22 protein-coding genes are annotated in these 24,057 nt (G+C 71.4%); 12 read left to right on the forward strand and 10 right to left on the reverse strand.

Annotated features, from left to right (window positions below; translation table 11 throughout):
- Positions 1-175: 175 nt before the first annotated feature.
- From ACZ5NW_RS31445 to ACZ5NW_RS31465, 5 genes are all read left to right on the forward strand, one after another.
- Positions 176-259 (forward strand): putative leader peptide, encoded by an 84-nt coding sequence (locus tag ACZ5NW_RS31445; RefSeq protein ID WP_313884353.1) that lies wholly within the window; start codon positions 176-178, stop codon positions 257-259.
- Positions 260-431: 172 nt separating this feature from the next.
- Positions 432-1,316: an ABC transporter permease gene (locus tag ACZ5NW_RS31450; RefSeq protein ID WP_468747385.1), complete on the forward strand. Its 885-nt coding sequence runs from the start codon at positions 432-434 to the stop codon at positions 1,314-1,316.
- Positions 1,289-2,029, forward strand: a complete 741-nt coding sequence (locus tag ACZ5NW_RS31455; protein WP_468747386.1) for an ABC transporter ATP-binding protein — start codon at positions 1,289-1,291, stop codon at positions 2,027-2,029. Before ACZ5NW_RS31450 ends, ACZ5NW_RS31455 begins: the two co-directional genes overlap by 28 nt.
- 41 nt (positions 2,030-2,070) lie before the next feature.
- Positions 2,071-3,093 (forward strand): ABC transporter substrate-binding protein, encoded by a 1,023-nt coding sequence (locus ACZ5NW_RS31460; RefSeq protein ID WP_468747387.1) that lies wholly within the window; start codon positions 2,071-2,073, stop codon positions 3,091-3,093.
- 53 nt (positions 3,094-3,146) lie between these two features.
- Positions 3,147-4,250 carry an NAD(P)-binding domain-containing protein gene (locus ACZ5NW_RS31465; protein WP_468747388.1) on the forward strand — a complete coding sequence of 368 codons (1,104 nt, stop codon included), beginning with the start codon at positions 3,147-3,149 and terminating at the stop codon, positions 4,248-4,250.
- Between the two features lie 66 nt (positions 4,251-4,316).
- Here ACZ5NW_RS31465 and mltG read toward each other — a convergent pair whose 3' ends face one another.
- Both mltG and ACZ5NW_RS31475 read right to left on the reverse strand, forming a co-directional pair.
- Entirely contained in the window at positions 4,317-5,162 is an 846-nt protein-coding gene (gene mltG / locus ACZ5NW_RS31470; RefSeq protein WP_468747389.1) for an endolytic transglycosylase MltG, read from the reverse strand.
- Positions 5,163-5,362: 200 nt separating this feature from the next.
- A complete protein-coding gene (locus ACZ5NW_RS31475) occupies positions 5,363-7,168 on the reverse strand; it encodes an ABC transporter ATP-binding protein (RefSeq protein WP_468747390.1) in 1,806 nt (601 codons plus the stop codon).
- Positions 7,169-7,284: 116 nt separating this feature from the next.
- Between ACZ5NW_RS31475 and ACZ5NW_RS31480 the strand changes: the two genes are divergently transcribed.
- The gene (locus ACZ5NW_RS31480; RefSeq protein ID WP_468747391.1) at positions 7,285-7,737 is read left to right on the forward strand and encodes a MarR family winged helix-turn-helix transcriptional regulator; all 453 of its coding nucleotides are present in this window, start codon (positions 7,285-7,287) and stop codon (positions 7,735-7,737) included.
- A 165-nt stretch (positions 7,738-7,902) separates the two neighbouring features.
- Here the strand turns inward: ACZ5NW_RS31480 and ACZ5NW_RS31485 are convergent, their stop codons facing one another.
- From ACZ5NW_RS31485 to ACZ5NW_RS31495, 3 genes are all read right to left on the reverse strand, one after another.
- Entirely contained in the window at positions 7,903-9,252 is a 1,350-nt protein-coding gene (locus ACZ5NW_RS31485) for a cation:dicarboxylate symporter family transporter (protein ID WP_468747392.1), read from the reverse strand.
- 167 nt (positions 9,253-9,419) lie between these two features.
- Complete coding sequence (locus ACZ5NW_RS31490) at positions 9,420-10,997, reverse strand: peptide-N4-asparagine amidase (RefSeq protein ID WP_468747393.1); 1,578 nt, start codon at positions 10,995-10,997, stop codon at positions 9,420-9,422.
- A 57-nt stretch (positions 10,998-11,054) separates the two neighbouring features.
- Complete coding sequence (locus tag ACZ5NW_RS31495; RefSeq protein ID WP_468747394.1) at positions 11,055-11,774, reverse strand: L,D-transpeptidase family protein; 720 nt, start codon at positions 11,772-11,774, stop codon at positions 11,055-11,057.
- A 297-nt stretch (positions 11,775-12,071) separates the two neighbouring features.
- On the opposite strand from ACZ5NW_RS31495, the gene ACZ5NW_RS31500 reads away from it, so the two are divergent.
- From ACZ5NW_RS31500 to ACZ5NW_RS31515, 4 genes are all read left to right on the forward strand, one after another.
- Complete coding sequence (locus ACZ5NW_RS31500) at positions 12,072-13,892, forward strand: ABC transporter transmembrane domain-containing protein (RefSeq protein ID WP_468747395.1); 1,821 nt, start codon at positions 12,072-12,074, stop codon at positions 13,890-13,892.
- The gene (locus tag ACZ5NW_RS31505; protein ID WP_468747396.1) at positions 13,889-15,670 is read left to right on the forward strand and encodes an ABC transporter ATP-binding protein; all 1,782 of its coding nucleotides are present in this window, start codon (positions 13,889-13,891) and stop codon (positions 15,668-15,670) included. Before ACZ5NW_RS31500 ends, ACZ5NW_RS31505 begins: the two co-directional genes overlap by 4 nt.
- 336 nt (positions 15,671-16,006) lie before the next feature.
- Positions 16,007-16,474 (forward strand): DUF5709 domain-containing protein, encoded by a 468-nt coding sequence (locus ACZ5NW_RS31510; protein ID WP_468747397.1) that lies wholly within the window; start codon positions 16,007-16,009, stop codon positions 16,472-16,474.
- A 66-nt stretch (positions 16,475-16,540) separates the two neighbouring features.
- Positions 16,541-16,792, forward strand: coding sequence for a type B 50S ribosomal protein L31 (locus tag ACZ5NW_RS31515; protein WP_468747398.1), 252 nt, complete (start codon positions 16,541-16,543; stop codon positions 16,790-16,792).
- A 50-nt stretch (positions 16,793-16,842) separates the two neighbouring features.
- On the opposite strand, the gene ACZ5NW_RS31520 is transcribed toward ACZ5NW_RS31515, so the two are convergent.
- Positions 16,843-17,637: a metal-dependent hydrolase gene (locus tag ACZ5NW_RS31520; RefSeq protein ID WP_468747399.1), complete on the reverse strand. Its 795-nt coding sequence runs from the start codon at positions 17,635-17,637 to the stop codon at positions 16,843-16,845.
- Positions 17,638-17,782: 145 nt separating this feature from the next.
- On the opposite strand from ACZ5NW_RS31520, the gene ACZ5NW_RS31525 reads away from it, so the two are divergent.
- Both ACZ5NW_RS31525 and ACZ5NW_RS31530 read left to right on the forward strand, forming a co-directional pair.
- Positions 17,783-20,296, forward strand: a complete 2,514-nt coding sequence (locus ACZ5NW_RS31525; RefSeq protein ID WP_468747400.1) for a DEAD/DEAH box helicase — start codon at positions 17,783-17,785, stop codon at positions 20,294-20,296.
- A gap of 31 nt (positions 20,297-20,327) precedes the next feature.
- The gene (locus tag ACZ5NW_RS31530) at positions 20,328-21,194 is read left to right on the forward strand and encodes an acyl-CoA thioesterase (RefSeq protein WP_468747401.1); all 867 of its coding nucleotides are present in this window, start codon (positions 20,328-20,330) and stop codon (positions 21,192-21,194) included.
- Between the two features lie 61 nt (positions 21,195-21,255).
- On the opposite strand, the gene ACZ5NW_RS31535 is transcribed toward ACZ5NW_RS31530, so the two are convergent.
- The 4 genes from ACZ5NW_RS31535 to ACZ5NW_RS31550 all read right to left on the reverse strand — a co-directional run bounded on the left by ACZ5NW_RS31535 (position 21,256) and on the right by ACZ5NW_RS31550 (position 24,049).
- On the reverse strand, positions 21,256-22,125 hold the full coding sequence (locus ACZ5NW_RS31535) for a DUF6397 family protein (protein WP_468747402.1): 870 nt from the start codon (positions 22,123-22,125) through the stop codon (positions 21,256-21,258).
- Between the two features lie 123 nt (positions 22,126-22,248).
- A complete protein-coding gene (locus tag ACZ5NW_RS31540; RefSeq protein ID WP_468747403.1) occupies positions 22,249-22,662 on the reverse strand; it encodes a roadblock/LC7 domain-containing protein in 414 nt (137 codons plus the stop codon).
- A 166-nt stretch (positions 22,663-22,828) separates the two neighbouring features.
- Positions 22,829-23,434 (reverse strand): GTP-binding protein, encoded by a 606-nt coding sequence (locus tag ACZ5NW_RS31545; protein WP_468747404.1) that lies wholly within the window; start codon positions 23,432-23,434, stop codon positions 22,829-22,831.
- 201 nt (positions 23,435-23,635) lie between these two features.
- Positions 23,636-24,049, reverse strand: a complete 414-nt coding sequence (locus ACZ5NW_RS31550) for a DUF742 domain-containing protein (protein WP_468747405.1) — start codon at positions 24,047-24,049, stop codon at positions 23,636-23,638.
- Positions 24,050-24,057 lie beyond the last annotated feature (8 nt).

Here is a 24,057-nt window from a genome sequence, read left to right on the forward strand (position 1 = left end):
CGCCGGGCCGGGTTTCCCCCGCACTCGGCGGCCCTACAGGCCGCGGTTCTCGCGCACCCTGCGGTCCGGCCGGCCACGGGTCCGACCCGGTCGACGGCGCGGTTCCTGAGACCGGTGGTCCATTCCGCGAGACGGCCGTTGACCTGCGGCCCCGCAACTGGCTAGCTTCCTCCGCATGTTGCGTTCAGCCCTGCTCACCACGCGCGGTCACATCGACCTGCTGCGGGTGGCCTCCGCCGCGTGTCGCCGCGGCCGCTGACGCCCTTCTCTCGCGCCTTTCCCCGCGCCTTCCTCTCCGCCTGAGCTCCGCCTTCCGTCACGCGCCCGACCGCACGCGCGCGTGATCCGGCGCCGCACCCAGGCGCACCCTGCCCCCGAGTGGAGCACGCCCCCCAAGGGGAGCACCCCTCCCCTCCCTGAGTGGAGCACCCATGAGCATCAGCCATGCCCCGCCCGGCTCCCCCGAGCCCGACATATCCGTCATCTCCGCAGAGTCTCCGCCGAGCGCCGCCCCCGCTCTCGAACCCCTGGTCCCCCGCTCCACCCGCCGTACCCGCGTCCCGCGCTGGGCGCGCCGCACGAGCGGCCCGATCCTGCTGCTCGCGCTGTGGCAACTCCTCAGCTCCACGGGCGTGCTGGCGCCGGACGTCCTCGCCTCGCCGGGACGGATCGCGCAGGTCGCCCGGGATCTCATCGCCGACGGCTCGCTTCCGTCGGCCATGGGGACGTCGCTGCGCCGCGTCGCCGCCGGGCTGCTGCTGGGCATCGTCATCGGCACCGGGCTCGCGCTGGTGTCCGGCCTGTTCCGGATCGGCGAGGACCTCGTGGACGCGCCGGTGCAGATGCTGCGGACCGTGCCCTTCGTCGGACTGATCCCGCTGTTCATCATCTGGTTCGGCATCGGCGAGACCCCGAAGATCGCCATCATCACCCTCGGCGTCACGTTCCCGCTCTACCTCAACGTCTACGCCGGGATCCGGGGCGTGGACGCCCAGTTGATCGAGGCCGGGGAGTCGCTGGGACTCACCCGGTGGGGGCTGGTACGGCATGTCGTGCTGCCGGGTGCGCTGCCCGGCGCGCTGACCGGGCTGCGCTACTCGCTCGGCATCGCCTGGCTCGCGCTGGTCTTCGCCGAGCAGGTCAACGCCGACGCCGGCATCGGGTTCCTCATGGTGCAGGCGCGGGACTTCCTGCGGACCGACGTGATCGTGGTTTGCCTGATCGTCTACGCCTTCCTCGGCCTGTTCGCCGACTTCGTGGTCCGTACTCTCGAAAGGCTGCTGCTGCAATGGCGACCGACGTTCACCGGCCGGTGACCACCGCTCCGGCGGTGCGCGTCGAGGGGCTGACCCGCTCCTTCGACGGGCGTGCCGTCATCGAGGACCTCCGACTCGACGTGCGGAGAGGCGAGTTCGTCGCCCTGCTGGGCCGCAGCGGCTGCGGCAAGTCCACCCTGCTGCGCATCCTGGCCGGGCTCGACCGGGACATCGAGGGCACCGTGCTGGTGCCGCGCCGCAAGGCCGTCGCGTTCCAGTCGCCGCGGCTCATGCCGTGGAAGAAGGTGTGGCGCAACATCGTGCTCGGCCTGCCGGGCCGACCCGAACGCGCCGTCGCTGAACGGGCGTTGGCCGAGGTCGGCCTCGACCACCGCTCCGACGCCTGGCCGAAGACGCTCTCCGGCGGCGAGGCCCAGCGCGCCTCGCTGGCCCGTGCCCTCGTCCGCGAGCCCGATCTGCTGCTCCTCGACGAGCCGTTCGGCGCGCTCGACGCGCTCACCCGGATCAAGGCCCAGCGCCTCGTGGGCGAGTTGTGGCAGCGGCGCGGCTGCGCGGTGCTGCTGGTGACGCACGACGTCGAGGAGGCGGTCCTGCTCGCCGACCGCGTCCTCGTGATGGACGGCGGGGTCATCGCCCACGAGCAGATCGTCGACCTCGACCGGCCACGCGACATCACCGACCCCCGCTTCGCCGAACTGCGTGCGGGCCTCCTACGGCGCCTCGGCGTCGACCCCACCGCCGAAGCCGCCTGAACCTCCCCCGACCTCAAGCACCATCAACGAACGGATCCGTCATGCGACGACGCCTCGTCCCCGCCGCTCTCCTCCTCCCCTTCGCCCTGCTGCTCACCGCCTGCGGGGGCACCTCGGTCGCCGAGACCTCCACGAACAGTGACGGCAAGGGTGCCCTCACGCTCAATGTCGGTGACCAGAAGGGAGGTTCGGAGGCCGTCCTGCGCGCCGCCGGTGAACTCGACGACCTCGACTACAAGATCAAGTGGTCGACGTTCACCTCGGGCCCGCCCCTGCTGGAGGCCGTCAACGCCAAGGCCGTCGATGTCGGCGGCGTCGGCAACACCCCGCCGGTCTTCGCCGCCGGGGCGGGCTCCAAGATCACCGTGGTGGCCGCCTTCCACGGCGCGTCGAAGGGCGACGCCATCCTCGTCCCGAGCGACTCGAAGCTGACCTCGCCCCAGCAGCTCAAGGGCCGGTCCATCGCCGTGGCGCAGGGTTCCTCCGCCAACTACCAGCTGGTCGCCTCCCTCAAGGCCGCCGGGCTGAGCCTGAGCGACGTCGACGTCAAGTACCTCCAGCCCGCCGACGCACTGGCCGCCTTCACCTCCGGCAAGGTCGACGCCTGGGCCGTATGGGATCCGTACACGTCGCAGGTGCTCCAGGCGAAGCAGGGCAGGATCCTGACCACCGGCGACGGGATCACCAACGGTCTCACCTTCCAGGTGGCGGCGCCGTCCGCGCTCAAGGACGCGAAGAAGGCCGCCGCGATCCGGGACTATCTGGAGCGGCTGCGGCGCGCCACGACCTGGGTGCACGATCACCAGGAGGAGTGGGCCAAGGTCTGGGCGAAGGACACCGGGCTGCCCTACGAGGTCGCGCTGGCCTCGGTGCGGCGGACCAACGCCACCCGCGTCCCGGTCGCCGTCGACCAGCCGCTGATCGCCTCCGAGCAGCAGATCGCCGACACCTTCACCCAGCTGAAGCTCATCCCGCGGAAGGTGGACTTCGCCGGCTTCGTCGACACCCGGTTCAACGCGGGCCTTCCGCCGTCGACCACGCCGGGCCACCCCGCGGAGTCCTGACCGGGCGGGAAGCGGGCGGGAAGATCCACGACCCCGCCCCTGTTGGTAGAAGCGTGAACAACACACGCGAGGTCGAGGTCGTCGTCATAGGCGCTGGTCAGGCGGGTTTGTCCAGCGCCTATCACCTGCGCCGGACCGGTTTCGTACCGGACCGCGACTTCGTGGTGCTGGACCACTCGCCCGGGCCGGGCGGCGCCTGGCAGTTCCGGTGGCCGTCGCTGACGTACGGCAAGGTGCACGGGATGCACTCCCTGCCGGGCAGGGAGCTGACGGACGCCGACCCGGCGCGCCCCTCGTCCGAGGTCATCGCCGAGTACTTCGCCGCGTATGAGCGCGCCTTCGACCTGCGGGTACGGCGGCCGGTCGACGTCCGGGCCGTGCGCGAGGGCACGGACGGACGGCTGCTCGTCGAGACGTCGGACGGGACCTGGTCGACCCGTGCGCTGATCAACGCGACCGGCACCTGGGACCGGCCGTTCTGGCCGCGCTACCCCGGCCAGGAGACCTTCCGCGGCCGCCAGCTGCACACCGCCCAGTACCCGGGTCCGGAGGCGTTCGCCGGGCAGCGGGTCGTCGTGGTGGGCGGCGGGGCCTCCGGCACCCAGCACCTCCTGGAGATCGCCCCGTACGCGTCCGCCACCACCTGGGTGACGCGCCGCCCGCCCGTGTTCCGTGAGGGCCCCTTCACCGAGGAGGCCGGGCGGGCCGCCGTGGCCCTGGTGGAGGAACGGGTGCGGCAGGGGCTGCCGCCGAGGAGCGTGGTCTCCGTGACCGGTCTGCCGCTGAACGACGCGATCCGGCGGGGGCTGGCCGACGGGACCCTCGACCGGCTGCCGATGTTCGACCGGATCACCCCGGAGGGAGTCGAGTGGAACGACGGGCGGCGGGTGTCCGCCGACGTCATCCTGTGGGCCACCGGCTTCCGGGCGTCCATCGACCACCTGGCCCCGCTGCGGCTGCGCGAGGCGGGCGGCGGCATCCGTGTCGAGGGCACCCGCGCGGTCGCCGATCCCCGGGTCCATCTGGTGGGCTACGGCCCCTCGGCCAGCACGATCGGCGCCAACCGGGCCGGCCGCGCGGCCGTTCGGGACATCAGGAAGCTGCTCGCGGAATCCCCGTCGCGTCCCGCCGAGCCGGGCGCGTCCCTCGCCGCCTGACCTCCGGGGAGGCGCCTCCCCCGGCGCGGGAGGAGGCGATGCCCGTGGCCGCGCGGGCCGCCCACCTCACTTCGCGGCGGGCTTGGCCGCGCGCCGATTGCGGTTGAACTCGGCCACATTGCGCAGGTGCTGCTGGTAGTCGGCCGTGAAGCGGGTGTCGCCCGGCTTGACGGTGACGAAGTACAGCCAGTCGCCCGGAGGCGGACTGACCGCGGCACGCATGGCCTCCTCACCGGGGTTGTCGATCGGTGTGGGCGGCAGGCCCATGCGCTGATACGAGTTGTAGGGGCTGTCGATCCGGGTGTCGCTCACGCTCGTCCGCACCGTGGAGCGGCCGAGCGCGTAGTTGATGGTGGAGTCCATCTGCAGCGGCATACCGCGCTCCAGCCGGTTGAAGACGACCCGGGCGACCTTGCCCATGTCGGCCTTCGTGGCGGCCTCGGCCTGGACGATGCTGGCCACGGTGACGGCCTGATAGACGTTCATCGCGTTGCGCTGGGCGCCGGCGGCGAGCGGTGCGGCGTTGAACTTCTTGTTGGCCGTGTCGACCATGTACGACAGCAGCGACGTGGGTGTCGCCTTCTTGTCCAGGGGATACGTCGCCGGGAACAGATAACCCTCCGGGTTGCCGTCGGCGTCGTTCGGCAGCTTCAGATCGATCTTCGGAAGCGTCCTGCCGGTGGTGCCGGGCGGCAGGGCGAGGGCCTTGTCGATGGCTTGGTAGACCTGGCTCGCGCGCCAGCCCTCCGGGATCACCAGAGTGACCGGCTTGGTCTCCTTCGGTCCGCTCTCCAGGCTCAGCAGCGGCACCGCCACGGCGGTGCCGGCCACGACGGCTCCGGTCGCGATGAGGACGATACGGCCCCGGCGCGTCAGTCGAATCGTGCGCCGTGGCGGAGTGTTCATCTGCATGCGGGCACGTTAACCCGCATACCGCCGCAAACCCGACATATTTTCATCTTGTCGACCCCGACCACCCCCCTTCGGCCCGCGTCCACTCCCCGCCCTCCACCAACACCCTTGACCCGACCGCCCACCACCCTCGACCGACCCCTTCGGCCCGCCTCGCGCCGCCGCAACCGCAGCGGCCGCCCCCGACGAACGCCACCGGTTCAGGATCCCGTCGGCTCCAGCCGAGCGTCCTTCCTCACCAGCGCCGCGTACCGCCCGTCCCGCTCCATCAGCTCCTCGTGCGAGCCCCGTTCGGCCACGCGGCCCGCGTCGAGGACCGCGATCTGGTCGGCGCCCCGGATCGTGGACAGCCGGTGAGCGATCGTCAGGGTGGTGCGGTTGGCCGAGAGCGCGTCGATGGCCTCCTGCACGGCCTGTTCCGTACGGGTGTCCAGGGCGCTGGTCGCCTCGTCGAGGATGAGCACCGGCGGATCGCGCAGGATCGTGCGGGCGATGGCCAGACGCTGCTTCTCGCCGCCGGAGAAGCGGTGGCCGCGCTCGCCGACGACCGTGTCGTAGCCGTCCGGCAGCGATACCAGGTGGTCGTGGATCTGGGCGGCCCGCGCGGCCGCGTACAGCTCCTCGTCGGTGGCGTCCGGCTTGGCGAAGCGCAGGTTGTCGGCGACCGAGGCGTGGAAGAGATACGTCTCCTGCGAGACGACGCCGACCGCGCGCGCGAGGGTGTCGAAGTCGAGGTCGCGCACATCGACCCCGTCGAGGGTCACGCGGCCGCCCGTCACGTCGTAGAGCCGGGGCACCAGATAGCCGAGCGTGGACTTGCCGGCGCCGGTCGGGCCGACGAGGGCGAGGCTGCCGCCGGCGGGGACCGTGATGTCGATGCGGTCGAGGGTCGGGCCGGCCTTGTCGTCGTAGCGGAAGCTGACGTCCTCGAAGCGGACCTCGCCCTTGATGCGGTCGAGGTGGACCGGGTCGCGGCGCTCGGTGATGTCGATGGGCAGGTCGAGATATTCGAAGATGCGCTGGAAGAGCGCGAGCGAGGTCTGGATCTGCACGCCGGTCGCCAGCAGGCTGACGGTCGGGCGGAACAGGCCCTGCTGGAGGGAGACGAAGGCGACGATCGTGCCGAGCGAGACGTCCGGGCCGCCGAACTGGAGGGCGAGACCGGCGGTCCAGTAGATGACGGCCGGCATCGCGGCCATGACGATCGTGATCACGGCCATCCGCCAGCGGCCGGCCATGTTGGACTTCACCTCCAGGCCGACCAGGCGCTCGGACTCCTCGGCGAAGGAGGCGGTGAGGGAGTCGGCGCGGCCCATGGTGCGGCCGAGCAGGATGCCGCTGACCGACAGCGACTCGGTGACGGTGGCGGCCATGGCGGCCATCTGCTTCTGGCGCTCGGTGGTGATCTTCTTGCGTTCCCTGCCCACGCGGCGGCTGATCCAGACGAACAGCGGCAGCAGGAGCAGGGAGACGACGGTCAGGCGCCAGTCGAGGACGACCATCGCGACGACGGTGGCGACGACGCTGGTGAAGTTGGAGACCAGCGAGGTGGCGGTGGAGGTGACAGTGGCCTGCATGCCGCCGATGTCGTTGGCGATACGGGACTGCACCTCACCGGTACGCGTGCGCGTGAAGAACGCGAGCGACATGCGCTGGAGGCGACCGTAGACAGCGGTGCGCAGATCGTGCATCACACGCTGGCCGACCGTCGTGGAGATCAGGGTCTGCAGCACCCCGAAGACGCTGGTCAGGACGGCGCTGAGAATCATGCCGAGGGCGAGCAGGCTCAGCAGGCCGGTGCGCCCCTCGGGGATCGCGACGTCCAGCGTCTCCTTCAGCAGGAAGGGCGTGGCGACCGAGACGAGCGAGGAGGCCCCGACCAGCAGGCCGACGACGGCGAGGCGTCCTCGATAGGGATGGAAGAGCCGCACGATGCGGCGCACCTGCCGGGGCTGGTCCTTGGCGTCGGCAGGCGGGGTCCAGGACTGATCCTTGTCGGGATGCATGGGCTCCTACGGAGGTGGGTGGGCGCCGGCCGAGGGGTCGGCCGACGATGCCGAAACGGATCGTAGCTCATTGTTACCTATACTCACAATGAACTAGGTCCTGATATTGTTCCCGCATGACCACCCCAGATCCCGACGGCGTGCTCGCCGAGCAGTTGCTGCGGTTCACCCGCCGGGTGCACCGGATCCAGAAGCGCCATCTGCTCCAGGCCGACCTGGGCGTCACCCCGGCCCAGTCCCGCCTTCTGCGCACCCTCGCCCATTTCGGCGGGCCGCCCCGGATGGCCGATCTCGCGGAGCGGCTGGAGGTGGTGCCCCGCGCGGTGACCACACTCGTCGACGGGCTGGAGGCGAGCGGCAAGGTGCGTCGAGTGCCCGATCCGACGAACCGCCGGGTGATCCGGATCGAACTCACGGAGGACGGCCGCGAGGCGCTGCGCTCGCTGCGGGGGGCTCGGCGGTCGGCCGCCGAGGAGATCCTGGCCCCCCTGACGGGGGATCAGCGCGAGGCGTTCGGCGAACTCCTGAACACACTGATCGACGGGGCGCCGGAGATGCGCTGCGGATAGGGGGTACGACGGTTTCGTGGGCGGCCGCGGGTGCGTTGGGGGCGTTCGCGCAGTTCCCCGCGCCCCTTTTCGGTCGGACCAGTGGACCGACCCCCAAGGGGCGCGGGGAACTGCGCGATCGGCCACGAACCACCCGCAGCCGCCCGCGAACCAGCACACTCCGAGCTACTGGGCGACAGCCACTCCCGCCCCCTCGCCGGCGGAGACGTCCTCACCGTCGGAGACGTCCTCACCGTCCAGCACCCTCTTCGCCCGCTCCACATCCAGCGCCCCCTCCCAGCGGGAGACGGCGAAGACGGCCACGCAGTTGCCCAGCAGGTTCGTCACGACGCGCATCGAGTCCATGATCCGGTCAACGCCCAGCAGCAGCGCGACGGCGCCGGCGGGCAGCGCCCCGAGCGAAGAGGCGGTCGCGGACAGGGCCAGGAAGGCCGAACCGGGAATGCCGGCCATGCCCTTGCTGGTCAGCATCAGCACCAGGACCACGGTGATCTGCTGGCCGAGGTCGAGGTCCACGCCCACCGCCTGGGCGATGAACAAGGTGCCGATGGAGAGGTACAGGGAGGCGCCGTCGAGGTTGAAGGAGTAGCCGGTGGGCAGCACCAGCCCGACGGCGTCCTCGCGGGCACCCGCCCTGCGCAGCTTCTGCATCACACGCGGCAGCACCGACTCGGTGGACGCGGTGCCGAGCGCCAGCAGCATCTCCTCCCGGATGTAGCGGAGGAATTTCCAGAGGCTGAGCCCGGTCACCGCCTTGAGGGCGATGGCGAGCAGCCCGATGAACAGGGCCGCCGCCGCGTAGCACAGGACGATCAGCTGAGCATAGGTCTCGATCACGCCGAGCCCGTAGTTGCCGATCAGCACGGCCGTCGCGCCGAACACGGCGAGGGGCGCCAGGCGCATGACGAAGCCGACGATCGCGAAGACGATCTCCTGGGCCTGTTCGAGGGCGGGCAGCACCTGCGGCACCTTGGTGTGACCGAGATGCAGCAGGGCGGCGCCCACCAGGCAGGCGAGGACCAGCACTTGGAGCAGGGAGTTCTCCGCGAAGGCACCGATGAAGCTGGTCGGCAGCGCGTTCAGGACGAACTCGGTGGTGGTCGGCAGCGAGCCGCCGTGCGTCTTGGCGTCGACCGCCGAGGCATCGAGGGTGGACGGGTCGACGTGCATGCCCGAGCCGGGCTGGACGACGTTGGCCGCGAGCAGCCCGATGAGCAGCGCGAGGGTGCTCGCGACCTCGAACCAGATCAGGGCCTTGAGCCCGATCCGGCCGAACGCCCTGAGATCGCCGGCCTTGGCGATGCCGACGACGACCACACAGAACACGAGCGGCGAGATGATCGTCTTGATGAGCCGGGTGAAACCGTCGCCGAGCGGCTGGAGGTCGGCGGCGAAGCCGGGCCACAGCTTCCCGACGACTATGCCGAGGACGAGCGCGCAGGCGACCTGCGCGAAGAGAGACGTGCACAGCACGCGTGCGACGCGACGCGGCAGGGAGGGGACGGACGGCGGCACGGGCACTCCTGGAGGAACGTGGACTCACGGAAGCCGAACGGGACTTCTGCGATACGGAAAGCGGTTTCCGTGCCGAACACTCTGGAGTGCCCGCCGCTCAGGGAGAAGACCGGCGTGTTGCGGGCAGGTAAATCACCTCGCGCGTGGCGCACCGCGCATCCGGCGCCTCAGCAGCGCACTCGGTCCTCCGTCAGGACTCCCTGAACGGTCGTCACAGCCCGGTCGTAGCAGCCCGCCGAGCCGTACAGCCGATAGCGCTCGCTCGTCGTCGCGACCGCGTGTCGCTGGTCGCGCGGGACATTGATGGTGAACGTGGCGTCCCCCGTGTACGTGTCGTCGAGCCGGGACCATGCCACGAGCCGGCCACCGCGCGTCCGCGTGACCGACGCGCGGTCGCCGAGGGTGAGCACGGTGCGCAACCGGTCGTCGGCGCCGATCGTGGTGGTTCCGTTCATCGTGTACGTCCGGTCGATGCGCGTGGTGCGCCCGCCGACGGTGACGGACGCGTCGTCCGTCCAGGTCGCGTCGAGGCCGTCGACCGTCTCGCCGTCGTTCCAGCGATGCGTGGAGGTGTCCGTCAGAGTGCGGGTGACCGTGGTCGCCACGCGCCCGTGCGAGGTGTCGACATACCCGGAGACGACGAGCCGATGGCCACCCTCGGTGTCCAGCCGGTGCTCCGAACCCGGTGTGTACGTGGTGGAGTCGACCGGGGTGCCCTCCTCGTGCCGGGTCAGCGCGCCGGTGACCCGGTCCTTCTTGGCGTCCTGCCAGACCAGGACGTTGACCGGCGCGCTCCAGCCGCTCTGCCCCTCGGGCACACCGGCGACCGACACCTCGACGCGGTGGGATCGCCCGTCGTCGAGGATCCCCGCGTAGGGCGTCAGGTCGTACTCGATGGGCTGGATGTCGAAGGCGCGGGGGCCCGGAACGACGTACCAGAGGAAGGGGTTGGACCAGCCGCCGGTCCACACGTGCGGGAACGGCGCGGCGATTCCGGCGAGTTGCCCGTCGACGCTGATCCGCACCTCGCGGTAGGGGCCGTGGTCCGCCTTGCAGGAGTACGGCGCGGAGTCGGGCACCGTCAGATACCAGTACTCCTCGCAGCCGCCGCCCGATCCGGTGGCGTACACCTCGGCGACGATGCGCTCGCTGTTGCGCGGGGTGGTCAGGGCGGCGCCGGCGGAGAGGGCGAGGACGCGGTCGGGCGTCGCGGCGGGCCGTCCGCCGTAGAAGGTGAGGGTGACCTTGACGTCGATCACGCCGGTGTAGGTGTCGTCGACGACGTTCCCGATGAGCATCTCGACGTCCCGTCCCGTGCGCAGGGTGTCGCTGTAACGGGTGACGTCCTTCTCGACCGACCACGCGATGCCGTCGGGCGAGGGCTCGGGTGTGGAGGTGCGGAGGATCTCGACGCCGCCGACGCGCAGATAGCCGAGCCGGTCGAACTGCCGTCCCTTGACCTTGCCGTCGAGCCGCAGGACGACCTTGCTCCAGCGGTCGCCGCAACCGTCCGGCGGGGTGTACGTGCCCCGGTACGGCGTGAAGTCACGGAACCGCGCCTCGGCGACCGTCACCTGGCAGGACGGGGCGTGCGGCTTGGCGACGGGCGGCGCGGCGGTGACCGGGTCGTGCCAGTCGGTGCCGAACTCGGCGGGGACGTCGGCCGCTTGGGCGGGTCCCGCCCCGAGGAGGGCGCCCACGAGGAGGGTCACTCCGGTGAGCATGGACATGATGATCCGTCTCATGGCCGGTGTTCTACGGCGAGTCGGGCACCCCGCGCAATGAGGCGTCCCCCATCGGCGTCAGCGCATCAGCGCGGCTCTGTCCCCCATGACCACCACGGGATGCCGGTCCGGGTCGAGCGTGCGCAGCAGATGTTCCATGGCCGCCCTGGACAGGCCGACGCAGGCCGAGGTACCGCTGCCGTGGTCCAGATGCAGCCAGATGCCACCGCCCCTGCCCTCCCCCTCGGGGCGGGCCGGGTCGTTGGGCGGGGTCCCCTTGACGCGGTTGTAGTCGATGGCGATGACGTAGTCGAAGTCGTGCCAGTGGGACTTGGCCCACCAGCGCGGCGCGGCGAAGGACGCGGAGCGCGTGTACGGCAGTCGCGCGCCGGGATCGGGAAGCACCCCGCCGGCGTCGCTGAGCGTGAACACCCCTACGGGGCTGCGGTTGTCGCCCGCGTGATGGTCGTCGGTCCAGCCCTTCTTGCCGTTGTGCGCCGGCCAGCCGCGCGTGCGCTCCCACACCCGACCGTGCCTCGTGTAGAGCACGACCGTGGCGTCGGCGGAGTCCGCGCCCTCGCCGTACACCACCACGGCCTGACGGGACGCGGCGGGGATACGGCCCTGGAGGCGGGCGCCGACCTCCGGGAGGCCGGTCGGGACGGCACGATGGGTCCCGGCCAGTGATCCGACGTCACCACGCTCGCCTCTCCGGCCCGAACCGGCGCATGCGCACAGGGATGTGAGGAGCAGTCCGCACGCCGCCGCCACGGCCGCCGCACGCCAGGGGCCGCTCACCGGCCTGTCTCGATGGCTCCGTCGCACCTCCCCATGATCCCACCGGGCACCGGAATTCCGTGCCGGGTTCCGGACCGGTCGGCCGTCACGGACCGCAGCCGGATCCAAGCGCCGTCACAGAAAACCGGTTGATTCCGACCACCCTGCGGCGCGAACCTGTCACGGTTTGCAGCCGCGCCCGCGGCATGTCCGCTGTTCGTTCCCCGCCCCTCCTTCCTTCCGCCCCTTGCGCCGCTTCCACTCCCCGTCCGCTCTCTTCCACTCCCTTCCATCCCTGACACGAGCCACTGGGACGTCATGCAGATCCAAGACCTTCCGTATCCCGACCCGGGCGTGCCCGACGCGCGCTCCGGGCCCCGATTCCTGTGGTGGCTCGGCCGGAACCAGCTGGGCGGCCAGCTGAAGTCCCTGGCCTGGGGCCTGCTGCACTTCGTCGCCGTCTCGGCGCAGCCGTTCTGCGTCGGGTTCGCCGTGCAGGCCGTCGTCGACCGCTCGGGGACCCGGCTCGCCCTGGCGGGCGGGCTGATGGCACTGCTCGGCGCCGCCACCGCGATCGGGGACACCTTCCTGCACCGCACCGCCGTCACCAACTGGATCACCGCCGCCGCGCGCGTCCAGCAACTCCTCGCCCGCAAGGCCGCGCAGCTCGGCTCCGCGCTGACCCGGCGCGTCGCGGCCGGCGAGGTCGTCGCCGTCTCCACGGGTGACGTCGAGAAGATCGGCTGGTTCGTCGAGGCCGTGTCCCGGTTCACCGCCGCCGCCGTCACCGTGCTGCTGGTCGTCGTCGGTCTGGTCGTCTACCAGCCGGCGCTCGGCGTCGTGGTGGCCGTCGGCCTGCCCGTGCTGGCGCTGGCGGTGCTGCCGCTGCTGCCCCACGCGACCCGGCGCGCCGACCATCAGCGCGAGAAGGCCGGCCGCGCCACCGAACTGGCCTCGGACACCGTCGCCGGACTGCGCGTGCTGCGCGGCATCGGCGGCGAGGAACTCTTCCTCGACCGCTACCGCGGCGCCTCCCAGGAGGTCCGCCGCGCCGCCGTGCGCAGCGCCCGCATGTGGTCGCTGATCAGCGCGATCCAGGTGCTGCTGCCCGGTCTGCTGCTGATCGCGGTCGTCTGGTACGGCGTCCACCTGGCCCGCGAGGGCCGCATCTCGGTCGGCGAACTGGTCACCGTCTACAGCTCGGTGATGGTGCTCACCTACCCGCTGCGGCACTTCGAGGAAATCGCGATGGCGTACTCCTTCTCCCGCCCGTCCGCGAAACGGGCCGCGCGGGTGCTGTCCCTGGAACGGGCCACGAACGCCGAGGGTTCCCGGGCGGCCGAGGCACCGACGGGCGATCTGTACGACCCCGCGACCGGGTTGCTCGCCCCGGCGGGCCGGCTCACCGCCGTCGTCTGCGGCGACCCGGACGCGGCCGGGCGGCTCGCCGAGCGCCTCGGTGGACATCCCGCCGAGGACGGGCCGTCCGTCCTGCTGGGCGGGGTACCGCTGGACGAACTCCCGCTGGACTGCGCGCGGAGCGCCGTCCTCGTGCAGGACAAGGACCCGGTGCTGCTGTCGGGTTCGCTGCGCGAGCTGCTCGACGTGCCGGCCTCGGGCTCGGTCGCGGCCGAGGCCGCGCTGACCGCCGCGCAGTGCGGGGACGTCCTGGAGGCGCTTGTGCAGGGCTCGTTGGACGCCGGAGACCCGATGGACGCGCGGATCACCGAGCGCGGGCGGTCCCTCTCCGGCGGCCAGCGCCAACGTCTCGCGCTGGCACGGTCGTTGCTGACCGACCCTGAGGTGCTGGTGCTGGACGAGCCGACCTCGGCCGTCGACGCGCACACCGAGGCACGGATCGCGGAGGGCCTGCGGAAGCTGCGCTCCGGCCGTACGACGGTGGTGTTCACCTCCTCGCCCCTGCTGCTGGACCGGGCCGACCAGGTCGTGCTGGTGCACGAGGGCGAGGTCGCGGCGGCCGGTACGCACCGCGACCTGCTGCACGAGGAGCCTCGGTACCGGGCCGTGGTGACCCGTGAGACCGACGAAGAGGCCGCGTCCGGCGGCGTGTTGCGGAACCTGCGCGACGACGAGCGGGAACTGCACGAGGTTCTGGAAGAAATCGAGGAGACGGCATGATCGGCGTGGCGCCCCCGGCGTACGACCCGGCGGCCCCGACGACGGCGAACACCCTGCCCGTCGGCGCCCCCGCGACCGTACGCGCCTACGTGGGCGAACTGATCCGCAGGCACCGTCGTGCCTTCCTGCTGCTCGTCGTGGTCAACACGGTCGCCACCGTGTCCTCCATGGTGGGCCCCTGGCTGCTGGGCGGCCTCGTCGAGCGGGTGTCGGACGAGGCACGCGAGCTCCATCTGGGGCTCACCGTCACGCTGTTCGTGCTCGCGCTGCTCGTCCAGGCCGCCTTCGTGCGCCAGGTGCGGCTGCGCGGGGCCATGCTGGGCGAGCGGATGCTGGCCGATCTGCGCGAGGACTTCCTCGTGCGGTCGGTGCGGCTCCCCCCGGGCGTGCTGGAGCGGGCCGGAACCGGTGATCTGCTCTCGCGGATCACCACCGACATCGACCGGCTCGCCAACGCGATGCGCGAGGCCGTGCCGCAGCTGACGATCGGCGTGATGTGGGCGGCGCTGCTGCTCGGCGGGCTCGTGGTGACGGCGCCGCCACTGGCGCCGGCCGTGCTGGTCGCCGTGCCCCTGCTGGTGGCCGTCTGCCGCTGGTACTTCCGGCGGGCCCCCGCCGGCTACCGCTCCGAGGCCGCCGGGTACGCCGCCGTGGCCGCGGCCCTCGCCGAGACCGTGGACGCCGGGCACACCGTCGAGGCCCATCGCCTCGGCGCGCGCCGGGTCGCCCTGTCGGAGCTGCGGATCCGGCAGTGGACGTCCTGGGAGCGGTACACCCTGTGGCTGCGCTCCGTGCTCTTCCCGGTGATCAACATCGTGCATGTCACCGTGCTGGGCTCGGTGCTCATGATCGGCGGTGTGTTCGTCCTGCACGGGTGGATCGGGGTCGGGCAGCTGACCACGGGTGCGCTGATCGCTCAGATGCTCGTCGACCCGGTCAACCTGATCCTGCGCTGGTACGACGAGCTGCAGGTCGCCCAGGTGTCGCTGGCCCGGCTGGTCGGCGTCCGGGAAATCGAGCCGGACGCCGGCGACACCTCCCTGGCCCCCGAGGGACGCGAGGTGCTCGCCGACGGGGTGCGCTTCGGCTACCGCGAGGGCGTCGACGTCCTGCGCGAGGTGTCGCTGGCGGTCGCACCCGGCACCCGGCTCGCCCTGGTCGGCCCCTCCGGCGCGGGCAAGTCCACGCTGGGCCGGCTCCTCGCGGGGATCTACGCGCCCCGGGACGGCCGAGTCACCCTCGGCGGCACCGAACTCTCCCGGATGTCCGCCGAGCGGGTCCGCTCCCATGTGGCCCTCGTCAACCAGGAGCACCACGTCTTCGTCGGCTCCCTGCGCGACAACCTGCGGCTCGCGCGGACCGACGCCGAGGACGCCGAGCTGTGGGCGGCCCTGGGGGCGGTCGACGCGGACGGCTGGGCACGGACACTGGACGACGGCCTGGACACCGAGGTCGGCTCCGGCGGCACGGCGCTCACCCCGGCGCAGGCCCAGCAGATCGCGCTGGCCCGACTGGTCCTCGCCGACCCGCACACGCTGGTCCTGGACGAGGCGACCTCGCTCCTCGACCCGCGCGCCGCCCGTCACCTGGAGCGCAGCCTGGCCCGCGTCCTCGACGGCCGCACGGTCGTCGCCATCGCCCACCGGCTGCACACCGCCCATGACGCGGATGTCATCGCCGTGGTCGAGAACGGCCGGATCACCGAACTGGGCAGCCACACGGAACTGGTCGAGGCGAAGGGCGCGTACGCGGCCCTGTGGAGGTCGTGGCACGGCTGAGCACGGCCGGACCGAGTCCGGGTGGGCGGCGCGCCGAAGGGTGACGCGGGTCTGGGGGCCGCCGCCGCTCCGGAGGGCGCCGCCCCCTGCCGGGCGGTGATCGTCGGACCTTCCGTGAGGGGCCCGTGACGTGCTGTTCCTCCGGTGGCGCGGAGGCATCACGGCGTCTGGCGTTGCGCGGTCCCGAAGCGGGGTGGAACGCTGGGAAGCGGCACCCGCGCGGGAGGCGTCCGGGATCCCCCGGGCGCATGCCGTGCGCGGCCGGTGCCGTGTGCGGTGGCGGCCCGCCGCCGACCGTGGTGAGAACGGGCTCGTCCCCACCCCCTGGAGGTACCCGTGAACAGCGCCGACGGATGGGGAGACGACGTCTACCAGCCCGACGGATCCGAGGTTCAGGACGACGCGGGACTGCTCGACGCTGAGGACACTCTCGAGAACGACGGCGTCGGCGACCCTCTCGACCGTGGCTGGTCCCCTCCGGAACGGCCGTGGGCCGTGGAGCACCAGGGTGTGACGGCCGCCGAGCGGCACCAGGGCGAGAGCCTCGACCAGCGGCTCGCCGAGGAACTGCCGGACCCGCCGATCCCGGACGGCGACGACATCGGCGACCACGACACCGACGGCGAGCTGCTCGACAACGAGGTCGGTGCCGCACGCTCCGGCCGCCTGGTGGCGCCGGACGAGGGCGTCCACGAGGACGACGAGAGCGGCCTGATCGCCACGGACGTGGGCATCGACGGAGCCGCCGCCTCCGCCGAGGAGGCCGCGATGCACATCGTCGACGAGGACGCCCTGTCCGGCTGACCCGAACACCTCCGCGTCACCGCCCCTGCCCGCACCGTCCCTGCCCGCACAGCCCGAGGAGCACGTATGCAGGCCCAGCACCCGGACTACCACCCGGTCGTCTTCCGCGACCGGGCCGCCGGCTACGCCTTCCTGACCCGGTCCACCGCGACCAGCGACCAGACCATCGAGTGGGACGACGGCGAGACCTACCCGGTCGTCGAAGTGGAGATCTCCTCGGAGAGCCACCCGTTCTACACCGGCAAGGCCCGCACCCTGGACACGGAAGGCCGTATCGCCCGCTTCGAGCGCCGCTACGGCGAGGGCTCGGCGACCTGAGCCGGGGCGGGAGCGGCGGCGCCCGGGCCTCAGACGAAGTTGCCCGAGCCTCAGATGAAGTTGAGCGCGGCCGCGCCGCCCACTCCCCCGAGCAGCATGAACACCGGCATCAGCACCTTCAGCTCCACCCAGCTGCCGGCCCGGAACCGCAACCCCTTGGGCGGCCCCACCGGGTACCACCGCTTGCGCCCGATCGGGATGGGCCACAGGATCGGGCAGCCCGAGACGGTCAGGGAGTCCCCGATGTCGTGCACCAGCGCGCCGAGGACGATCGGCAGCCCCAGCCACAGGTACTCCTGACCGGGATCCGTGAACAGCCAGTCCGAGCCGTTGCCCGGCTTGTCCAGCACGCCGGCCAGGATCCAGGCGCTCGTCGCCGCCAGCAACCACACCAGCACATCGCTGCTGGAGCCCCGGGCCGCCCGCCACAGCAGCCCCTCGATGGCCAGCACCATGTGCACGAAGAGGATCGCCAGCACCGCCCAGCGGCCGCCGGTGATCGCCAGCGCCGAGGTGCCGGCACCGATCAGGACCGCCCACAGCCAGGTGTGCGTCAGGGTGCGGTGGCCGCCGGAGCGGCGCGGGTCGCCCTGCTTCCGGGTCGCCTTGTAGACGGCGTAGGAGAGCTTGTCGACGATCTCGCACAGCCAGCGCGAGAGAGGGCCGAAGGACCGGGAGATCGTGGCGGCCTTGTGGTCGAGGTCCGGGGCGAGCGCGGCGCCGGCGCAGATCAGCGCGCCGCACAGCAGGACGGGCCAGGGCATCGTGTGTCCGGCGGCCGCCGCTGCCGCGCCTACGCCGAGCCAGGCGGCGGCGCCCGACAGTGAGTGTGCTGGTCCCATCATGGCGCTTGCCCGCCCTATTCCTCGTGTGCCGCTGTCCAGTTGACCGGGTGCGTTGACGCTCCGTCGGCGACACAGCGTAGCGGCCGTGATCTTCGGGTCGGCATCCGATTCCCTCATTGGGCCCCCGGGCAGGCAAGATGGGGGCGTGACCCTCATCGATCAGCTCCCGCCGACCGCCGATCCCGACGCCCTGTACGAAGCCTTCGAGTCCTGGGCCCAGGAGCGCGGTCTCACGCTCTACCCCCACCAGGAGGAGGCGCTGATCGAGGTGGTCTCCGGTGCGAACGTGATCGTGTCGACGCCCACCGGCTCCGGCAAGAGCATGATCGCGGCGGCCGCCCACTTCGCGGCCCTGGCCCGCGACGAGGTCACCTTCTACACGGCCCCGATCAAGGCGCTGGTGTCGGAGAAGTTCTTCGAGCTGTGCAAGATCTTCGGCACGGAGAACGTGGGCATGCTCACCGGCGACGCGTCCGTCAACGCCGACGCCCCCGTCATCTGCTGCACCGCCGAAGTGCTCGCGTCGATCGCGCTGCGCGACGGCAAGGACGCGGACGTCGGCCAGGTCGTCATGGACGAGTTCCACTTCTACGCGGAGGGCGACCGCGGCTGGGCCTGGCAGATCCCCATCCTGGAGCTGCCCCAGGCGCAGTTCGTGCTGATGTCGGCCACGCTCGGCGACGTGTCCTTCTTCGAGAAGGACCTCACCCGCCGCACCGGCCGCCCGACCGCCGTGGTCCGCTCCGCCACCCGGCCGGTACCGCTGTCGTACGAGTACCGGTACACCCCTATGACCGAGACGCTGACCGACCTGCTGGAGACCAAGCAGGCGCCGGTCTACATCGTGCACTTCACGCAGGCCCAGGCCGTGGAGCGGGCGCAGGCGCTGATGAGCATCAACATGTGCTCGCGCGAGGAGAAGGAGCAGATCGCCGAGCTGATCGGCAACTTCCGCTTCACCACCAAGTTCGGCCGCAATCTCTCCCGGTACGTCCGCCACGGCATCGGCGTGCACCACGCCGGCATGCTCCCCAAGTACCGGCGCCTGGTGGAGAAGCTCGCCCAGGCGGGCCTGCTGAAGGTGATCTGCGGTACGGACACGCTGGGCGTCGGCGTCAACGTGCCCATCCGCACGGTGCTGTTCACCGCGCTCACCAAGTACGACGGCAGCCGTGTCCGTACGCTGCGCGCGCGGGAGTTCCACCAGATCGCGGGCCGCGCCGGGCGGGCCGGCTTCGACACGGCCGGCTTCGTCGTCGCGCAGGCGCCGGAGCACGTCATCGAGAACGAGAAGGCGCTCGCCAAGGCCGGCGACGACCCGAAGAAGCGCCGCAAGGTGGTCCGCAAGAAGGCGCCGGAAGGCTTCGTGGGCTGGACGGAGAACACCTTCGAGAAGCTGATCGACTCGGAGCCGGAGCCGCTGACGTCGCGTTTCCGCGTGACGCACACCATGCTGCTGTCGGTGATCGCCCGGCCGGGCAACGCCTTCGAGGCGATGCGCCGGCTGCTGGAGGACAACCACGAGCCGCGCAAGCAGCAGCTGCGGCACATCCGCCGCGCGATCGCGATCTACCGCTCGCTGCTCGACGGCGGCATCGTCGAGAAGCTGGACACCCCCGACGCCGAGGGCCGCATCGTACGGCTCACCGTGGACCTGCAGCAGGACTTCGCGCTGAACCAGCCTCTGTCCACCTTCGCGCTCGCCGCGTTCGAACTGCTGGACCCGGACTCGCCGTCGTACGCCCTCGACATGGTCTCCGTGGTGGAGTCCACGCTGGACGACCCGCGGCAGATCCTCGCCGCCCAGCAGAACAAGGCGCGCGGCGAGGCCGTCGCCGCCATGAAGGCGGACGGGGTCGAGTACGAGGAGCGCATGGAGCGCCTCCAGGACATCACCTACCCCAAGCCCCTGGAGGAGGTGCTGTTCCACGCGTACAACACGTACCGCAAGAGCCACCCGTGGGTCGGTGACCACCCGCTGTCGCCGAAGTCGGTCATCCGCGACATGTACGAACGGGCGCTGACCTTCACGGAGTTGGTGTCCCACTACGAGCTGGCCCGCACCGAGGGCATCGTGCTGCGCTACCTGGCCAGCGCCTACAAGGCCCTCGACCACACCGTGCCCGACGATCTGAAGTCCGAGGACCTTCAGGATCTGATCGAGTGGCTCGGTGAGATGGTCCGCCAGGTCGACTCCAGTCTGCTGGACGAGTGGGAGCAGCTGGCCAACCCGGAGGAGATGACCGCCGAGGAGGCCCAGGAGAAGGCCGACGAGGTCAAGCCGGTCACCGCCAACGCGCGTGCCTTCCGTGTCCTGGTCCGCAACGCCATGTTCCGGCGGGTGGAGCTCGCGGCGCTGGACCAGATGGAGGAGCTGGGCGAGATGGACGCCGAGTCCGGCTGGGACGCCGACGCGTGGGGCGAGGCGATGGACAAGTACTGGGACGAGTACGAGGACCTGGGCACCGGCCCGGACGCCCGCGGTCCCAAGCTGCTCGTCATCGAGGAGGAGCCGCAGAACGCCCTGTGGCGGGTCCGGCAGATTTTCGACGACCCGAACAAGGACCACGACTGGGGCATCAGCGCGGAGATCGACCTCACGGCCTCCGACGCGGAGGGCCGGGCGGTCGTCCGCGTCACCGACGTCGGCCAGCTGTGAGAGCAGCACGAGGCACAGGAGAAGCACACCGATGACGAACCCTGCCGAGAGGCTCGTCGACCTGCTCGACCTGGAGCAGATCGAGGTCAACATCTTCCGCGGCCGCAGTCCGCACGAGTCGTTGCAGCGGGTCTTCGGCGGGCAGGTGGCCGGCCAGGCGCTGGTCGCCGCCGGCCGGACCACCGACGGCGAGCGGCCCGTGCACTCGCTGCACGCGTACTTCCTGCGCCCGGGCCGGCCGGGGGTGCCGATCGTGTACCAGGTGGAGCGGGTCCGGGACGGGCGGTCGTTCACGACGCGCCGGGTCACGGCCGTGCAGCAGGGCCGGACGATCTTCAATCTCACCGCCTCCTTTCACAAGCCTGAGGAAGGTTCCTTCGAGCACCAGCTGCCGCCGGCCCGCGAGGTCCCGGATCCCGAGTCGCTGCCGACCGTCGTGGACGAGGTCAAGGCGCATCTGGGCACGCTGCCCGAGCAGTTGGAGCGGATGGCGCGCCGACAGCCCTTCGACATCCGGTACGTGGACCGGCTGCGCTGGAGCCCCGAGGAGCTCAAGGACGCCGAGCCGCGCAGCGCGGTGTGGATGCGCGCGGTCGGTCCGCTCGGCGACGATCCGCTGGTGCACACCTGCGCGCTGACCTATGCGAGCGACATGACCCTCCTGGACGCCGTCCGTATCCCGGTGGAACCGCTGTGGGGTCCGCGGAACTTCGACATGGCGTCGCTGGACCACGCGATGTGGTTCCACCGCCCCTTCCGCGCGGACGAGTGGTTCCTCTACGACCAGGAGTCGCCGATCGCGACGGGCGGGCGCGGTCTGGCCCGCGGCCGGATCTACGACGAGCAGGGACAGCTGCTGGTGTCGGTCGTCCAGGAGGGCCTGTTCCGGGCCCTGTGACGCCCGGGCCGAGCCCCGCGAGACCCGGCCGGAGCCCTGTGGCGCCCGGTCGGCCGCCTCGTCAACCGCTTCTGCGGCGCAGCCAGGCCAGCAGACCGCCGCGTGGGGGCTCGGGAGTGTCGGCGGGTCGGGGAATCGGACGGGCGGCGGGTCGGGGTGCCGGCCGCTGTTCCCGGGCCGACTCCAGGACGCGTGCCAGATCGGAGCGCAGCCAGGCGATCTCGTCCGGGTCGTCCGCCGTCATGATCTTCTCGGCGAGAAGAGCGGCCGGGGAGCCGGGGGCGCCGTGGGACGGCGGTCCCGGCCGGAACCGGTTGAGGTGGGAGCGCTCGTAGGGATCGCCGACGATCTCCGCGATCTGCACGGGGTCGAGGAAGGCGGCGAGGGCTCCCGCCCGCTCCCAGGGGTCATGGGCCTGTCGCAGCAGGAAGCCGAGGTGGCGGCCCCGCCAGTTCCGGGGCCGCAGGTCGGTGCCCGCCGCCGGTTGACCGCGCAGGCTCTTGGGTGCGGGGCCCCGCAGCAGTTCCCGGTTCTCGTCCGCCGCGGCGAACCGCTCCAGTTCGTCGGCGAGATACAGCCAGACCACGGCGCGGTAGCGGTTGAGGTAGAAGGTCACCGGCACCACCAGTCCGAGGCGGGCGAAGCGCGTGAAACGGGAGGCGGGCACGTCCATGAGCTCGGCGCCCTCCGTGGTGCCCACGGTCCGGACGCTCGCGCGCAGTTCCTCGGGAAAGCCCTCGGCCGCGCGGAGCCGGTCGAGCTCGGCGCGGGGCACCACCCTGCGGCCCCCTCCCCCTTCGTCGGGCACGGTCCTCACCCGCCCGAGGTGGACCGCGAGGTCGAACTCGCTGCGTTTCAGCCCCAGTTCCCGGGCGGCCCGGCTGGGCGTGACGGACAGGGCGTGCGGTGGTGCGACGGTGGTCTTGGACATGGTCTCCCCCGTGGAGTGACAGGGCCCGCGTCGTCCGCGGGGCCTCGGAAAAAACCGTAGCCGGATCCGCGGATCTCGTGGCGAGCCTGTGGATAACTTCGCCGGGGAGGGCAAAAACGCAGGTCAGAGTTCTGTCTGCGGGGCGCGCTCGGGTTGCCGGGCGTCCACGGTGAGATGCTCGCCGACCCGGTTCACGAGCAGGGTCATCTCGTAGGCGATCTGGCCGATGTCGGCCTCGGAGCCGCTGAGCACGCACAGGCAGCTGCCGGTGCCCGCCGCGGTGACGAACAGGACCGCGTCATCGAACTCGATCATCGTCTGGCGGACCTGGCCCGCGCCGAAGTGGCGTCCGGAGCCCTTGGCGAGGCTGTGCAGTCCGGACGAGACGGCGGCGAGGTGTTCGGCGTCCTCGCGGCGCAGCCCGGTGCTCGCGCCGGCCACCAGCCCGTCGTTGGACAGCACCAGTGCGTGCCGTACGTGCTGGACGCGTTCGGTCAGATCGTCCAGGAGCCAGCCGAGTCCCTGCTTCCGTGCCATGAGCCGATCTCCCCCTGTGCCGTTCCCCGTCGCTCTCTTTCCTCCGGTCGGAGGGCGTGCCCGCCAGCCTTCCCCACGACCGGACGGCGAGCAAGGAGGACGTCGGCATGGCACGGAAGTTGACCGACAGGGAACGGTGGGAGTCTGTCGGGCCCCTGGGTGTCGGTCAGCTCACGGAGTCGAGCAGCCGGGCGGTGTGCATGCGCCCGGCGTACTCGACGAGGCGGATCAGCACCTCCTTGCCCGAGTCGCGGTCGCGGGCGTCGCACAGCACCACGGGGGTGCCCTGGTCGAGGTCGAGGGCGCGCAGGACGTCCTGGGCGCCGTAGGTCCGGGCGCCGGTGAAGCAGTTGACGGCCACGACGAACGGGATGTGACGGTGCTCGAAGTAGTCGACCGCGGGGAAGCAGTCCTCCAGACGGCGGGTGTCGGCCAGGACGACGGCGCCCAGGGCGCCCTGGGACAGCTCGTCCCACAGGAACCAGAAGCGGTCCTGCCCCGGGGTGCCGAAGAGGTAGAGGGAGAGGCCGGAGCGGATGGTGATCCGGCCGAAGTCCATGGCGACGGTCGTCGTCACCTTCTGGTCGACGCCGTCGGTGTCGTCCACCAACTGCCCGGCCTCGCTGAGCAGTTCCTCGGTGCGCAGCGGTTTGATCTCGCTGACCGCGCCCACCAGGGTGGTCTTGCCCACGCCGAATCCGCCGGCGACCAGTATTTTCAACGCCAAGGGGGCCGTGTCGCCACCCGTGGCGTCGGCGTGCTCGGAGACCATGGATCACTTCCCTCGAAAGAGCGGACGACGGTCGTGCGGGGGTCCGGGTGAAGGCAGCATCATGACAACCACCGCCCCTTTCCACGTGGTCCGACCGATATCCACCTGATGTGACCGGCTCGGGACCATTCGGTACCCGAAGCCCTGCGCTTGTCGATCCGTGAGAGGCCGGCGGCCGCACGGGTTTGTCCATCTGGTCATCTACAGCGCCCGCAAGCCCTCGATCACCTCGCGCAGAATCCGTTCGTCGGGAAGCTGCGCGGGCGGTACGGGACGGCTGACGGTGACGCAGCCGAGTTCCAGCAGATCGCCGAGGAGCACCCGCACGACCCCCACGGGAAGGTCCGCCCCGGCGGCGAGTTCGGCGACCGACTGCGTCTCCGTGCGGCACAGGTCGATCAGGGCCCGGTGTTCCGGACCGAGCGCCGGGTCACCGGCCAGGCCGGGCGCGTGCGGGTCCAGAGTGACGAGGGCGATCAGGTCGAACCGCACCCCGGTGGGGCCGGATCTGGTACGTCCGCCGGTCATGGCGTACGGGCGCACCAGGGGCCCGGCGTCGCTGTCGTACCACTGGCTGCCCGGCTCGATCGGGGCGCCCGTCGTGTCCTCGGTCATGCGCGTGT

It is taken from the genome of Streptomyces sp. NPDC032126 (genome assembly GCF_055580085.1).